Raw genomic sequence first — 13427 nt, 5'->3', positions numbered from 1 at the left:
TCTGCAGGGAACGGCGTACGCGTCAGCGGTCGCGGGGCCCCCGCCCCTCGGCACGCCCCACGATCGTGCCGGCGCGGTCGATGCAGATGACGTCGACCGTCACGGGCGCGCCACGCAGCACCGCCAGTGCCTCGTCGCGGGCGGTGGCCGCGACGAGGTCGCCGAGCCGGACGCCGTCCGCCGCGCACAGGTGCAGGGCCTCCAGGCCGGTGTTGGCCGAGGCGACCGCGGCTGCGAGGGCGTCACCGGCCCCGCCCCGGCGGGCGAGCTCCGCCAGGAACTCCTTGTTCACCTGCGAGCGGGCGGAGTGGAGGTCGAGGTGGCCCGCCGCCAGCTTGGAGAGCTTGGCGAAGCCGCCGGCGATGGTCAGGCGGTCCACCGGGTGGCGGCGGATGTACTTGAGCACCGCCCCGGCGAAGTCGCCCATGTCCAGCAGGGCGTCCTCGGGCAGCCCGTGCACCGCGACGGCGACCTTCTCGGAGGTCGCACCCGTGCAGCCCGCCACGTGCGTGCGGCCCGCCGCGCGGGCCACGTCCACGCCGCGCCGGATGCTGTCGATCCACGCGGAACAGGAGTAGGGGACCACGATCCCGGTGGTGCCCAGGATGGAGATGCCGCCGAGGATGCCCAGGCGCGGGTTCCAGGTGGAGCGGGCGATCTCCTCGCCGTGGTCGACCGAGACCTCGATCTCCACGTCGCCCGGGGCTCCGTAGCGGGCGGCGACTTCGGCGACGTGGTCGCGCATCATCTGGCGGGGCACGGGGTTGACCGCGGGTTCGCCGACGGCCAGCGGCAGCCCGGGCCTGGTGACCGTTCCCACGCCGGGGCCCGCCCGGAAGACGACCCCGGAGCCGGGCGGCAGCAGCCGCACCGTGGCGCGGATCAGAGCGCCGTGCGTGACGTCGGGGTCGTCGCCGGCGTCCTTGACGACGGCGGCCATGGCCCACCGGCCGCCGTCGCCGAGCTCCTCGGCGGCGAGCGCGAAGGCCGGGGTCTGTCCCTTGGGCAGGGTGATCGTCACCGGGTCGGGGAACTCGCCGGTGAGCAGTGCGGTGTACGCGGCCGTGGTGGCGGCGGTGGCGCAGGCGCCGGTGGTCCAGCCGTGCCGCAGCCCGGTGTGCTGCAACTGCGCCGCACGTCCGCCGGCGGCCTCGCGGGCCTCGGTCTCAGTCACGTACCGCTCCGCCCGTAGGCTGGGCCGCCCGGCCGCCGACAGAGCCGGCCGGGGAAGCCGAGACGACGGAAGGGCAGCACATCGTGAGCGGCGCGGAACGCCACGTCCTGATCCTGGGCGGCACGACCGAGGCCCGGCGGCTCGCCGCCGAGCTGGCCGCGGATCCCGGCCTGCGCGTCACCAGTTCGCTGGCGGGGCGCGTCGCCGAGCCGCGGCTGCCGGCGGGGGAGGTGCGGATCGGGGGGTTCGGCGGACCCGAAGGCCTCGCCCACTGGCTGCGCGAGCAGCAGGTGGCCGCGCTCATCGACGCCACCCATCCTTTCGCCGGCACGATCAGTTTCAACGCGGCACAGGCTGCCGCAGCCGTCCATGTTCCCCTGCTGGCCGTCCGCCGGCCCGGCTGGGTGGCGGGTCCGGGCGACCGGTGGCACCCGGTCGGCTCGCTGGCCGAGGCGGCCGGGGTGCTGCCCGCGCTGGGGGGACGGGCGTTCCTCACCACGGGCCGGATGGGCCTCGCGGCGTTCGCGCACCTTGAGGGTATGTGGTTTCTGGTCCGCTCGGTCGACGCGCCGGAGCCGCCGGTGCCGGCGCGGATGGAAGTGGTGCTGGAGCGGGGGCCGTTCACGCTGGAGGGAGAACGGGAGCTGCTGCGGCGGCACGCGATCGACGTCCTCGTCACGAAGGACAGCGGCGCGGCGGCGACCTCCGCGAAGCTGATCGCCGCCCGCGAGGCCGGCATCCCGGTCGTGGTGGTCCGCCGCCCGCCGGCGCCGGACGGCGTGCCGGTGGCCGACGGCCCGGCGGGGGCGGCGGAGTGGCTGAGGCGGACCCTGGCCTGAGTGTGCGCTGGCGGCGTGGCGAGGCGGACGCTGGCCCCAGCGGGCCCCAGCGGAGTGACCGAGGCAGACCTTGGCCCCAGCGGGCCCCGGCGCGTGGCTGAAGCGGACGCTGGCCCCAGCGGCCCCGGCGCGGGGCCCGGACCGGGTGGCCTAGGGGGTTGTCCGATGGGTCTGCGCCGGCACCGTCACCCGCGCCGTGGAGGCGAGGCCGAACGGACGGATGGTCCGGCGTACGGCCCGCCGCCGGACCGTACGACCCGCACCCGCCCATCGGACACCCCCTGGGTCCCGGTCACCCCTCCGCCTCCTCCCAGCGGTCGACGCCGGGGAGGGCGAGGTCGGTGAGCCGGGCGAGGGCCTGCCGGGCCGCGGGGCCGAAGGGGGCGGCCGCCAGGACGTCGAGGGCCTGCCGCCGACGCTCGACGACCATGCGCCTGACGGTCCGGGGTGCCCCGGTGGCGGCGATCAGCGCCTGGGCCTCGGCGAGGCCGTCCGCGTCCAGGTCCGGGTCGCCGACGAGTTCCCTCAGCCTCGCCGACTCGGCGGCGCCGGCGTCGCGCAGGGCCAGCGCGAGGACGACCGTGTGCTTGCCTTCCCGCAGGTCGTTGCCGGTGGCGTCCCCGCGCGCCGGGTCCGGCAGGACGTCCTCCAGGTCGTCGCACATCTGGAAGGCCTCCCCCATCGGCCGGGCGTAGGCGGCGCACACACCCAGCACCGAGCTGCTCGCCCCCGCCATGGCGGCGCCGATCTGCAGCGGGCGTTCCACGGTGTACTTGGTCGTCTTGTAGTGGATGACCGCCAACGCGTCCTCGACGTTGCCGAAGTCGGTCCCGAAAGCCCGTAAGTCGAGGAACTGGCCGATGACGAGCTCCCCGCGCATCCGGTCGAGGACCGCCCGGGCGGAGGCGGGCGAGGGGCCGGAGAGGCCACCCAGGAGCTCGGCGGACCACACCTCGCACAGGTCGCCGAGGAGGATCGCGGCGCTCTCGCCGAACCACCGCGCGCGCGGCCCGGGGCCGTCCTGCTCGAAGGCGCGGTGCGCCGTGGGGCGCGCGTGACGGCTGTCCGAGCCGTCGATCACGTCGTCGTGGATCAGCGCGAAGGTGTGGAAGAGCTCCAGGCCGGCCGCGGCGCGCAGCACCTCGGTGGTCGGCGGCCGTCCGGCGACGGCGAACCAGCCGAGGCAGCAGTACAGCGGGCGCACCCGCTTGCCCCCGCCGCCGAGGAAGTCGCGCAGGACGCGCAGCGGGGCGGCGATGCGCGCGCCGTCCTCCCCCTCGGCCTTGCCGGCCAGGAAGCACTCCAGGGTGTCCTCCACGGCCTGGCGGACCCGGCCCAGGTCGATGTGCGGCGTGGCGGTCTCCAGGATGGTCATGGTGCCGTGCTCCTTGCCGGGCCGTACGAGCGGTGTGTCATCGGGCGGTGGGTCATCGAGCGGTGGATCACCGGGCGGCCGACCGTCTGGCGGCAGGTCGTCGAGGCGCAGGCCATCGCGCCACGGACCGTCTGGCGACGAGTCACCGAGACGCGAGCCATCGGGGCGCGGCTCATAGGGCGTCAGCCCGTCCGCCGTGCTCGCACAGCTCCTGCCAGGCCGCCGGATCCGGCAGGAAGACCTGGTCCTTGACCTCGGGCGGGCGCATGCCGGCGGCGACCCTGCGGTGCCAGTGGGCGGTGAAGGCGGACGGGGGGACGCACTGGACGCGCAGCGCGGCCAGGTCGCCGCGGGCCCGGGCGGCGGCGTAGCGGGGGGCCTGCCGGGCGATCTCCCGGTCCAGCCGGTCCCCGAAGGCGAGGACCTCCTCGGGGCGGGGTGCGGGGCGCAGGGCGACGGCCACGGCGTAGCGCGGCCCGTTCGCCTCCTCCTCGGTGCGGAAGGTCGCGTTGACCACGTCCAGGCCGGTGCTCCAGGCCGTCGCCTTCAGGGCGCGGAAGAGGTGGAACTCGCGCAGGCGCTCCCCCGCGACGTCGGAGAGGGTGCTGCGGCCCGCGTACTCGACGCGCGGGACGCCCCGGACGTGGTCCACGACGTGCGCCAGGTCACCGAGGACGTACCGGTGGAGGCCGCCGACGTGCGAGAAGACCACGTGGTAGTCGCGGCCCGCCTCCAGTTCGCCGAAGAGCAGCGTCGGGCTGTCGGGGCGGACGTCCTCGGCGGCGTCCACGAACTCGTACAGCGCCGTGGAGACGGCCAGCGGCCCGGCCGTGGGGTGGCGGTCGACGGGGACGCCGACGGGACCTTCGGACGCCGAGGGCGGGGTGGGCAGCACGGTGACGCCGGAGCCGTAGAGCTCCTTGACCCGGGGGAGGTAGAGCGAGGCCATGCCGGAGGTCCAGCAGTAGAGGAGCCGGATGCGGGGCCAGATCACGGCGGGTGTGGGGGCGCCCGCCCGTTCCGCCTGGCGCTCCAGTTCGCGCGCCCGGTCCTTGTCGGGGCGGCCGCCGGACATGCCGAGGTAGGTGCCGTCGGCGAGGTCGCGCAGGATCGCAGGCCACCACTGTGCGAGGAGTTCGGGGAGGATCGCGATCATCGAGGGGTTGTGGCCGACGACGGAGCGCACGTCGTGGGCGACGGCCGTGCGCACGCGTACGTAGAGCTTGTCGAGGTAGCGCCGGTCGTCCACGGGGACCGGCAGGTCGGCCCAGGGCGCCAGGGCGCCGGGCTCGGTCATCGTCACCCCGAAGCCGCCGCGCAGGTCGGCCTGGCTGGGGCCCAGGCTGGGCCGCCCAGAGGCGGTGGTCGCCGGTCGTGCGAGCCGGTCGTGGCGCAGGTTGAGGGTGACGGCGCCGGGCCCGAAGTCGTCGGGGAAGCAGGTGGCGGGGACCCCCATGGCCGCCCGGAAGAACGGCAGGTACACCGTCTTCAGGAAGTTTTCGGTCACCGGGATCCGTTTGCGCGCGCCGGTGCTGCCGGCGGTGGTGAAGAACAGCCGCGGCGTCTGGGGGGTGAGGACGGACGGCTCGCCTTCGGCGGCCCTGTTGATCCAGGGTTCGTAGTCGGCGTAGGTGCGCAGCGGGACGGCCGTCCGGTAGTCGTCGATGGTGCGGAGCCTGCCGAAGCCGTGGTGCCGGCCGAACGCGGTGTCGGCGTTCTCGGTGAGCAGCCGGGTGCGGATCCGGTCCTGCCACGCCGCGGCGTCGTCCAGGGTCGCCGTCAGGCTGTTCCTGGCCTCGATGAGTTCTTGCCGGAAGGCCGTGGCGCCGGTGTCCGGGGAAGCAGTCATGGTCACTCCTTGACCGCCCGGGCAACGGCGGTCACCGTGGCGACCACGTCCCGCTGCGCCGGAGCGTGTTCGATGAGAAGGTGACGCGCCGGGTCGGCGAGGCCGTCGCGCGGGCCCGGCCGGAGGGAGCGGTCGTCACCGGCCGGGAGGGCGAGGAGGTCAGTCATGGGCGCTCTCGTCGGCCAGGACGGCGTAGGCGCGCAGGCGGCGGGGGTCGTCGGTGTCGCGGTGCACCCGCAGGTAGGCGTGGCCGCCGGCGGGTGGCGTGAGCCGACGGGTGTGGTGGACGGCGATCCGGTCGCCGGCCCGCAGCACCCCGGTGATCGCCGGTTCGGACAGGGTGTGCCCGAGGTGCACGAGGTAGCCGGGCAGGGTCAGGTCCCGCACGTCCACCGTGATCCGCCACGAGCGGGGGCTCCGCGCCCGGTCGGGCTCGGGGAGGCCGCGGGGGACGTGGAGGACGTACGGAGGCGGGTCCGCCGGCAGTTCGCCGCGCAGGGCCCGCAGCAGCAGCCGCAGTTCCCGGTGGCCGGTCCGGGGGTCCTCGCGGTACCAGGCGACGCGGCCGTCGCGGTGCGCGGTGGTGGGCGGCAGGCGTCCGGCCAGATTGGCGGGGTTACCGACGAGGTAGCGGGTGCGGGTGTGTTCGCCGAGCCAGCAGCGGCGCTCCTCCTCGCTGAGCGCCGCGGTGAATTCCAGGACGGACGAGGCGAATTCCTCCGGGACGACCTCGTGCAGCACGGCGATCGCCGCCACTCCCCCGCCGGACCCCGTGGCGCACATGCGTACGGCATGTGCGCGCGCTAATTCCTCTTGCGTGAAACCTGATTCCTCTAACGGCGACATTCAGATGAGCACCTTCTCCAGCAACTCCCGCCCGGGGGCCGGCCGATTGCGGGTCAGCAGGGCGGTCGTGAGCCGGTACGGGTCGACATGGGGGTGCGGACGCGCGTGGCGGGCCAGGAACTCCGGCAGGTCCGCCCCGGTCCCCGTGGCCGGGCGGTCCAGCAGCCGTTTGGCCCGGGCCATGCAGCGCCACAGCAACTGCGGCCGGAACGGCTCGCGGTCGCCCTGTCCGAGCACGGCGATGTAGTAGAGGCGCACACCCAGGCGGTAGATGGCGGGGCCGACGCGCGGAAGGAATTCCTCCGCGAGGTGCGCGGCCGTACGCCCTTCCCAGCCGCCGTGCCTGCTGGACTTCAGGTCGCCACCGAGCCGCACCCGGCCTATCCCGACCAGCGTCACCGCTGCGCCCAGGTCGGTGAGGACCTTGGCCAGCAGGGTGTAGTCGGGGACGGCCTCCCGGTCGCAGGCGAGCACCACGGAGTCGTACGAGCCGACGAGCGGGGCCAGCTCGCGCAGGAGACCGAGGAGGTAGTTGGCGTGGCGGCCGGCGCTCATGATCTGCCGCAGGGGCAGGCCGTGACGCGTGGCGTCCAGGTACACCGGTCCCCCCGAGGGGCGGTGGTCGATGCACAGTCCGCGGCGGGCGAGGAGGTCCAGGACCTCGTCGGCCGTGGCCGGAGGCGGGCGGCGGGCGGTCAGGCCGGGATCCCTCATGCCGAGCTCGGCCCACCGCCGGGTCCACAGGTCGAGGACGCGGGAGCTCGCCGGATGGAGCCAGCCGTCGCGCGCGACGGCTTCGTGGTAGGCCGACAGGTCACCGAAGGCGCCGCCGTCGCGCCGGCGCTGGAACTCCACGTAGAGGGAGCCGATGTGCTCCTCGTCGAGGCCGGAGAAGTCCAGGCCCGGGTGGTGGGCGTCGAGGTGGGCCCAGAAGCCCAGCGTCTGGGCATTGGCCACGGCGACGGTGTGGCTGTGGAGGTGGTCGACGTCGGCCAGCACCGCGGTCGCGCGGCTGATGACGTCCGCCCACAGCAGGCCCTTGATGTGACTGGGCGTCAACGGCTTGGTCGGAGTGATGGGGACGGGCGCGAAGAGCACCCGGCGCCTGCCCGGTCGCGCACCCTCAGCGGCATGGTCCCGAGCTGATAAGGGAATCGGCTGCACTGGAATGATGACCGCTCTCGCTAGGAATGCGGCGCAGGACGGTCAGAGAATGTGGACGTGTCAACACCTGAACGACTGCGCAACATTTGTTCGGCAATCGACGGTACCTGCACGTCACAGCTGATGCAAGGTCAATTCTCGGGAACAGGGAATTCCGATTCCGCTTAAGAACTGCCAGAGCGGCGAATACAAAGGCGGGCGGAAATGGACGCCGGGCCCGCGGCACTCCCCCGCGGGCCCGGTGGAAGGCCTACCAGTCGGACTTGCGGTAGTCCTTCAGGAAGCAGCCGTAGAGGTCCTCGCCCTGCTCGCCGCGCACGATCGGGTCGTACACCCGGGCCGCGCCGTCGACGAGGTCGAGGGGGGCGTGGAAGCCGGCCTCGGCGAGGCGCACCTTGTCCGGGTGGGGGCGCTCGTCCGTGATCCAGCCGGTGTCGACGGCGGTCATCAGGATGCCGTCGCTTTCGAGCATCTCCTGCGCGCTGGTGCGCGTGAGCATGTTCAGGGCGGCCTTGGCCATGTTCGTGTGCGGGTGGCCCGCGCCCTTGTAGCCGCGGCTGAAGACGCCCTCCATGGCGGAGACGTTCACCACGTACTTGCGGCGGGCGGCGGCCGCGGCCATCGCCGGGCGCAGCCGGCTGATCAGGATGAAGGGCGCCGTGGAGTTGCACAGCTGCACTTCGAGGAGCTCGACGGGGTCGACCTCGGAGACCGTCTGGATCCAGCTGTTCGTGGCGTCCAGGTCCGGGACGAGGCCGCCGGCGTCGATGGCCGTGCCGGCTTCGATGCGGGCGAGCGAGGCGGAGCCGCTGACCAGCGCCAGGTCGGTGACGTCCTGGGCGCTCAGACCCTCGCCGCCCGCCGACGGCAGCGCGGCGACGGCGTCCACCGCGCCGCTGCCGAAGGCGCCGATCACCTGCGCGGCCGGCAGCTCACCGGCCGGCAGCGGGGCGGACTCGGCGGCGACCAGCTCGCTGTAGGCGCGCGGGGAGCGGCGGACCGTCTGGGCCGCGTTGTTGATCAGGATGTCGAGCGGGCCCTCGGCCGCGACGGAGTCGGCGAGCGCGACGACCTGCGCCGGGTCGCGCAGGTCGATGCCGACGACCTTGAGCCGGTGGATCCACTGGTCACTGTCCGGCATCGCCTTGAAACGCCGGATGGCGTCGTTGGGGAAGCGGGTGGTGATGGTGGTGTGGGCTCCGTCACGCAGCAGGCGCAGCGCGATGTACATGCCGATCTTGGCCCGGCCGCCGGTGAGCAGGGCCCGGCGCCCGGTGAGGTCGGCGCTCGCGTCGCGGCGCATCCGGTTCTCGGCGGCGCAGTCCCGGCAGAGCTGGTGGTAGAAGGCGTCGACCTCGACGTAGCGGCTCTTGCAGATGTAGCAGGAGCGGGGGCGCTCGAGGATGCCCGCGATCTCGCCGAGGACCGAGGAGCTGGGCAGGAGCCCCTGGGTCTCGTCGTCGATCCGCTCGGCGGACCCGGTGGCCGTGGCCTCCGTCACGGAGCGGTCGTGGGCGGTCTTGGCGGCCCGCCGCTCCTGCCGGCGGCGCTGCTTCACCGTGCGGTAGACGCCGGAGGTGGCGCGCCGCACCGCGATCGCGTCGGGGTGGTCGACGGGGAGGGTGTCGAGCTCCTCGAGCACGCTCAGGAGGATCGCCATGCGCTCGGGGGCTATGCCAGGAGTGTCCGACGGGTGGCCTGCACCGTCGCGGTTCTCTTCAGTGACGGTCATGACCGCTGTCGTTTCCAGTCCGCTTGTTCGATTAATCGTCCAGGAAACTGTACGTACGCGGGCAGGGCAGCGCCAAACCCGAACGCGGGCGCGCGAAGGGATCACCCTCGGGCGGCCGGCGGGCGAGGCGGGCGATCATGACCACTTCCGCGGGCCACACCACCTCCCACTCGGCCCACATGTGGCGATCCGTGACCCTCAAACCCCGGGCATCACATCCGACTTATTGGCCTTTCTGGGTTAATTACGCCCGGTCAGCCCCCTATTCGGCCAAGTCCATACGAAACGGCGGCCACAATTGCCTCTCAACACCCCTTAGAAAGGTTTGACCATGTCGCGTATCGCCAAGGCAGCCGTCCTGACTGCCGCCGTCGGCACCGTCGTTTCCGGTGTCGCCGGTGTCGCCTCCGCCGACTCCGGCGCGCAGGGTGCGGCTGTGGGCTCCCCCGGCGTAGTCTCCGGGAACGTCATCCAGATCCCGCTCCACGTACCGATCAACCTCTGCGGGAACACGATTGACATCATCGCCCTGCTGAACCCGACCTTCGGCAACACCTGCGTGAACGACTGATCACGCCCCTCTGACGGCGCGCGTCACAGCCGGACTGCGCGCACCGCGTGGGAGCGGGTCACAGTCAGCCGCCGGATCCCTCTCCCGCGTGTTTGTGGCGCCCATCTACCTCCTGATGGGCGCCACTGGCGTGTGGGGACGAGGTCACCGGCTCGGCGTCGGAGTCGTCGCGGGCCGACCGCGACGGGTGCTGGGCGCCGGGCAGATCGGGCACCTCGATGATCGGTGGCAGATCCGGGGTGAGGTGTGAGTGGTGCGACGCCATGATCGCCTGCCTGGGGTCGGTCGGGGAGCCCACGGGAGTGGGTCTCGGGGAGGAAGGACGGAGGGGGGGCGGACGGCGGGGCCCTTCACGCCGCCGCGAGCAGCTGCTGGCGCAGACGCGCGCACGTGCGGCTGAGGATGCGGGAGATCTGCATCTGCGATACGCCGAGGCGCGCCCCGATCTGCTTCTGCGTGAGGTTGCCGAAGAACCGCCAGTACAGGACGTAGCGCTCGCGCTCGGACAGCGCGTCCAGCAGCGGCTTGAGGGACTGCCGGTCGACGACGAGCTCCAGCGCGCGGTCGGCCAGGCCGAGCGTGTCGGACAGCGGAAGCTCCTCGGCCCCCGAGACGGGGTGGTCGAGGGAGAGCGTGTGGTGCACCCCGTCGGCGTGGAGGCCGCGCCGGACCTCCTCCTCGGACAGCCCCGTCTCCGCGGCCAGCTCCGCTGGGGTGACGCTCGCGCCGGCGTCCCGCTGCTCCAGCCTGGTGCGCGCGGCGCGGACGGCCGCCCGCAACTCCTGGTCCTTGCGCGGGATGTGAAGCGACCAGACGTGGTCCCTGACGTGACGTTTCAGCTCCCCGTTGATGGTGGGGATGGCGAAGGACTCGAACGCGAACCCCAGGCCCGGGTCGAAGCGGTCCACGGCGTGCACCAGCGCCAGGGCGGCGACCTGCCGGAGATCGGCGGGGCTCTCTCCGCATCTGCGGTAGCGAAGGCTGATGCGCTCGGCCATCGGCAACCAGGCGGCGATCACTTCCTGCCGGAACCTGTCGCGCTCCGCCCCCTCGGGGAGGGCTGCGAGGCGGGTGAAGGCGGTCGCGGTGTCCAACGGGTCGGCGTCGCACGGAGGCGGGCGGAACATCGTCTCAGCCATGATCACAGTTGTCCCCTCGCTCGTGCGTCAAGGAGTGCCTGCCGGCCGGAGCACCTTCCGGGGGGGCAGCTGCCCTCGCGACGCGCTCGCAAACGGACCGGCGCCGCGGGCCGGGCCGCCGGTGCGGTTTCCGGCCGCGGTCGTCCCAGCATGACCCCGGGCGGCGCTTCCCGCGACTCGAGGCGTACGAGTGGCTACGGAGCGCGAAGTGGAGTACGGGCCGGCGTCGCGTCGGCCTGCCGGACGTCACACCGGCGCCGCCGCGGTGGCGTGAGGCTGTGAGATCGTTTGCACCGGCCGGGGCGGCCGGGACGACGGGGCCGGAGCGCGGCCGCCGCCGTGGCCCGCCGCTGACACCGGAGCCGTTCTCGCGGCCCGTGCGGCGCGCTCCCGCGGCGGACCACCGGACCGGCGGAAGACCGAGGAGAGGCACACGCGAGAGGGGCGACGGATGACCGACGACGCGACCGGGGCGAGGACCTACGACGTGCTGGTGATCGGCTCGGCGAACGCCGACCTGACGGTCCGCGTTGACCGGCGACCGGGGCCCGGCGAGACCGTTCTGGGCACGGACCTGGTCGAGAACGCCGGCGGCAAGGGCGCCAACCAGGCCGCGGCGGCGGCACGCCTGGGAGCCCGTACGGCTTTGCTGGCGAAGGTGGGTGACGACGCGTTCGGCGAGATGGTGCTGGACGGCCAGCGCGAGGCGGGCACGGAGCTGCGGCACGTGCTGGTGGAGCGGGGCGCCCGCACCGGCACGGCGATGATCGTCGTCGGGCCGGACGGGGACAACGCGATCGTGGTCTCCCCCGGCGCCAACTCCCGTCTGCTGCCCGGCGACGTCACGGACGCCCGCGCGGCCGTCGCCGCGTCGGCCGTCGTCTCACTCCAGTTGGAGATCCCGCCGGAGACGGTGCGGGCCGCGGTCGCCGTGGCCGGGGAGACGGGCACGCGGGTGGTGCTCAACCCCTCACCGGTGCCCGAGGTGCTCGACCCGGCCCTACTGGAGGCGGCCGATCCGCTGGTCGTCAACGAGCACGAGGCCCGTGGGCTGTCGGGGCTGGACGCGGGCACCGCCGCCGACTGGGCACGGGCCCTGCGCGCACGCGGCGCCCGGTCGGTGGTGGTCACCCTGGGTGCGCAGGGCGCGCTCGCCCTGGACGACGCGGCCGGCGATCCGGTCGCCGTGCCGGGTGTGGCGGTCACGGCGGTCGACACGACGGGCGCAGGGGACGCCTTCACGGGTGCGCTGGCCACCCGCCTGGCGGCCGGGGCGGACCTGGCGGACGCGGCACGCTTCGCGGTGCGGGTCGGCGCGGTGTCCGTGACCCGCGCGGGCGCGCAGCCGTCGTACCCGACGGCGGAGGAGCTGGACTAGGGGGTGTCCGAGGGGTCGGCGCCGGTCATGCGGTGTGCGCTGGGGCACCTCCCGGCGGTGGCCGGGGGGAACCGCAGGACCCGTGCCGGCCCATCGGACAGCCCCGAGGGGTGCGTCCGCGCCGTCACGCCCGGCAGGCGTGCCCCCGGCTGCGCCGGGGCTTCAGACCGAGCGGCGCTCCAGCTCTATCGCGAAGCGCAGCCACGACTCGGCGCAGTGCCGGGCGGCCTGGGCCACCGTCGTGCGGCGGTGCGCGGGCACGCTCTCCAGGAGCCGGCGCCAGCGCTCACCGCCCATCGCGTGGACGCTGAGCAGTTGCAGCAGGGTGCGCCCGCTCTCGGAGAACCGGAGCGAGGGGTCCTTGCGCAGCTTCGGCAGGGGTGGTTCGGTGCTCGGCGTGCCGGCGGGCGGCACGCCCTCGGGCCGGTCGGCGGGGGCGGGCACGGGCGCGGGCTGGGTGGCGGCGCGCTGGCGCATCTCGTCGTCGCGGAGTTTCTTCGGCACCGGGTCCTGTCCCTTGCGTAAACGCATGCGGACGTCACGCGCGGTGCCCACGGCTATGCCCGCGACGTCGGCGATCTCTCTGAGGCTCGCCTGGGGTCTCGCGGCGATGAGCGCGCAGGCGCGGCGCCGGCCCTCCGCCGCGTTGAGCGGGCGGACACGGCCGTCCCGGCCCGTCCGTGCCGTCACCTGGCCGACGCGGCCGGCGGCCCGGCGGCGCAGCGAGGCGACGGTGCTGGCGGCGAGCCCCACCGCCGAGGCGATCAGCCGGTCCGACCACTGCGGATGGGAACGGATGATGCGCTCGGCGGCGGCCGACCGGTCCGCCTGGGTGAGCGGCGTGCCGTGCTGGTTGTTCGCCCTGACCGCGTAGACGAAGGCGTCCTCCGCGGTTCCTTCGAAGAACCGGACCGCGATCCGCTCATCCCCCCGTAGACGAGCGGCTCGCAGCCGGTGCATGCCATCGACGACCCGCATGGTGGCGCGGTGCACGACGATGGGCGGCAGGGGCACGTCCAGCCGCGCCAGCGACCGGACGTGCTGAGGGTCTTCACCTGCCGTCCGCGGGGAGTCCGCGGTCAGCAGGGCGTCAAGAGGAAGCAGAGCGGTCAGCTGGTGTTCCGGTTCCGTAACCGTCACGACATCCCCTCCTGAAGAACCCCCCCGGCCGACGGCGGATCAGGCACTTCACGGAGATGAGCGTGTGGGAGCCCATCTCCTCCAACTGGTGTTGGCCCCCCGTGCTTGCTGTCCAACACCAGTCGACCCGCCGACACCGAGGACGCTAGGCAGCGAGCACCACCCCTGTCAACCACGTTGTGTTTGCAGGCACATGAACGCCCCCATCCGCCCGTAAGCT

12 protein-coding genes are annotated in these 13427 nt (G+C 73.7%); 3 read left to right on the top strand and 9 right to left on the bottom strand.

Features of this window, described 5'->3' with window-relative positions:
• Positions 1 to 22: 22 nt before the first annotated feature.
• Positions 23 to 1174, bottom strand: coding sequence for a cobalt-precorrin-5B (C(1))-methyltransferase (locus CYQ11_RS26865; protein WP_099198242.1), 1152 nt, complete (start codon positions 1172 to 1174; stop codon positions 23 to 25).
• A gap of 80 nt (positions 1175 to 1254) precedes the next feature.
• On the opposite strand from CYQ11_RS26865, the gene CYQ11_RS26860 reads away from it, so the two are divergent.
• A complete protein-coding gene (locus CYQ11_RS26860) occupies positions 1255 to 2013 on the top strand; it encodes a cobalt-precorrin-6A reductase (protein WP_099198393.1) in 759 nt (252 codons plus the stop codon).
• Between the two features lie 292 nt (positions 2014 to 2305).
• Here the strand turns inward: CYQ11_RS26860 and CYQ11_RS26855 are convergent, their stop codons facing one another.
• The 6 genes from CYQ11_RS26855 to CYQ11_RS26835 all read right to left on the bottom strand — a co-directional run bounded on the left by CYQ11_RS26855 (position 2306) and on the right by CYQ11_RS26835 (position 8979).
• Entirely contained in the window at positions 2306 to 3388 is a 1083-nt protein-coding gene (locus CYQ11_RS26855; RefSeq protein ID WP_099198241.1) for a polyprenyl synthetase family protein, read from the bottom strand.
• Positions 3389 to 3560: 172 nt separating this feature from the next.
• On the bottom strand, positions 3561 to 5237 hold the full coding sequence (locus CYQ11_RS26850) for a GH3 family acyl-acid amido synthetase (RefSeq protein WP_099198240.1): 1677 nt from the start codon (positions 5235 to 5237) through the stop codon (positions 3561 to 3563).
• 2 nt (positions 5238 to 5239) lie between these two features.
• A complete protein-coding gene (locus CYQ11_RS29890) occupies positions 5240 to 5404 on the bottom strand; it encodes a hypothetical protein (protein ID WP_181143804.1) in 165 nt (54 codons plus the stop codon).
• Positions 5397 to 6020 carry a DUF6182 family protein gene (locus tag CYQ11_RS26845; RefSeq protein ID WP_099198239.1) on the bottom strand — a complete coding sequence of 208 codons (624 nt, stop codon included), beginning with the start codon at positions 6018 to 6020 and terminating at the stop codon, positions 5397 to 5399. Before CYQ11_RS26845 ends, CYQ11_RS29890 begins: the two co-directional genes overlap by 8 nt.
• Before the next feature lie 63 nt (positions 6021 to 6083).
• Complete coding sequence (locus CYQ11_RS26840) at positions 6084 to 7142, bottom strand: hypothetical protein (RefSeq protein ID WP_240003241.1); 1059 nt, start codon at positions 7140 to 7142, stop codon at positions 6084 to 6086.
• A 355-nt stretch (positions 7143 to 7497) separates the two neighbouring features.
• The gene (locus CYQ11_RS26835; RefSeq protein WP_099198238.1) at positions 7498 to 8979 is read right to left on the bottom strand and encodes an SDR family NAD(P)-dependent oxidoreductase; all 1482 of its coding nucleotides are present in this window, start codon (positions 8977 to 8979) and stop codon (positions 7498 to 7500) included.
• Between the two features lie 331 nt (positions 8980 to 9310).
• Here CYQ11_RS26835 and CYQ11_RS26830 point away from each other — a divergent pair, with 331 nt between their 5' ends.
• The gene (locus CYQ11_RS26830) at positions 9311 to 9550 is read left to right on the top strand and encodes a chaplin (RefSeq protein WP_099198237.1); all 240 of its coding nucleotides are present in this window, start codon (positions 9311 to 9313) and stop codon (positions 9548 to 9550) included.
• Positions 9551 to 9900: 350 nt separating this feature from the next.
• Here the strand turns inward: CYQ11_RS26830 and CYQ11_RS26820 are convergent, their stop codons facing one another.
• Positions 9901 to 10689, bottom strand: coding sequence for a sigma-70 family RNA polymerase sigma factor (locus tag CYQ11_RS26820; RefSeq protein WP_240003240.1), 789 nt, complete (start codon positions 10687 to 10689; stop codon positions 9901 to 9903).
• Positions 10690 to 11140: 451 nt separating this feature from the next.
• On the opposite strand from CYQ11_RS26820, the gene CYQ11_RS26815 reads away from it, so the two are divergent.
• Positions 11141 to 12067 carry a ribokinase gene (locus CYQ11_RS26815; protein ID WP_099198235.1) on the top strand — a complete coding sequence of 309 codons (927 nt, stop codon included), beginning with the start codon at positions 11141 to 11143 and terminating at the stop codon, positions 12065 to 12067.
• A gap of 162 nt (positions 12068 to 12229) precedes the next feature.
• Here CYQ11_RS26815 and CYQ11_RS26810 read toward each other — a convergent pair whose 3' ends face one another.
• Entirely contained in the window at positions 12230 to 13207 is a 978-nt protein-coding gene (locus CYQ11_RS26810; protein ID WP_104651101.1) for a ParB/RepB/Spo0J family partition protein, read from the bottom strand.
• Positions 13208 to 13427 lie beyond the last annotated feature (220 nt).

This window comes from Streptomyces cinnamoneus (genome assembly GCF_002939475.1).
Lineage (GTDB): Bacteria > Actinomycetota > Actinomycetes > Streptomycetales > Streptomycetaceae > Streptomyces > Streptomyces cinnamoneus_A.
This window is presented reverse-complemented; position numbering and strand designations above follow the sequence as displayed.

Bases quoted from the DNA above. Each gene is read 5' to 3' on its own strand.
- CYQ11_RS26855 (WP_099198241.1), bottom strand. From the start codon at position 3,388: ATGACCATCCTGGAGACCGCCACGCCGCACATCGACCTGGGCCGGGTC.
- CYQ11_RS26850 (WP_099198240.1), bottom strand. From the start codon at position 5,237: ATGACTGCTTCCCCGGACACCGGCGCCACGGCCTTCCGGCAAGAACTC.
- CYQ11_RS29890 (WP_181143804.1), bottom strand. From the start codon at position 5,404: ATGACTGACCTCCTCGCCCTCCCGGCCGGTGACGACCGCTCCCTCCGG.
- CYQ11_RS26845 (WP_099198239.1), bottom strand. From the start codon at position 6,020: ATGTGCGCCACGGGGTCCGGCGGGGGAGTGGCGGCGATCGCCGTGCTG.
- CYQ11_RS26835 (WP_099198238.1), bottom strand. From the start codon at position 8,979: ATGACCGTCACTGAAGAGAACCGCGACGGTGCAGGCCACCCGTCGGAC.
- CYQ11_RS26830 (WP_099198237.1), top strand. From the start codon at position 9,311: ATGTCGCGTATCGCCAAGGCAGCCGTCCTGACTGCCGCCGTCGGCACC.
- CYQ11_RS26820 (WP_240003240.1), bottom strand. From the start codon at position 10,689: ATGGCTGAGACGATGTTCCGCCCGCCTCCGTGCGACGCCGACCCGTTG.
- CYQ11_RS26815 (WP_099198235.1), top strand. From the start codon at position 11,141: ATGACCGACGACGCGACCGGGGCGAGGACCTACGACGTGCTGGTGATC.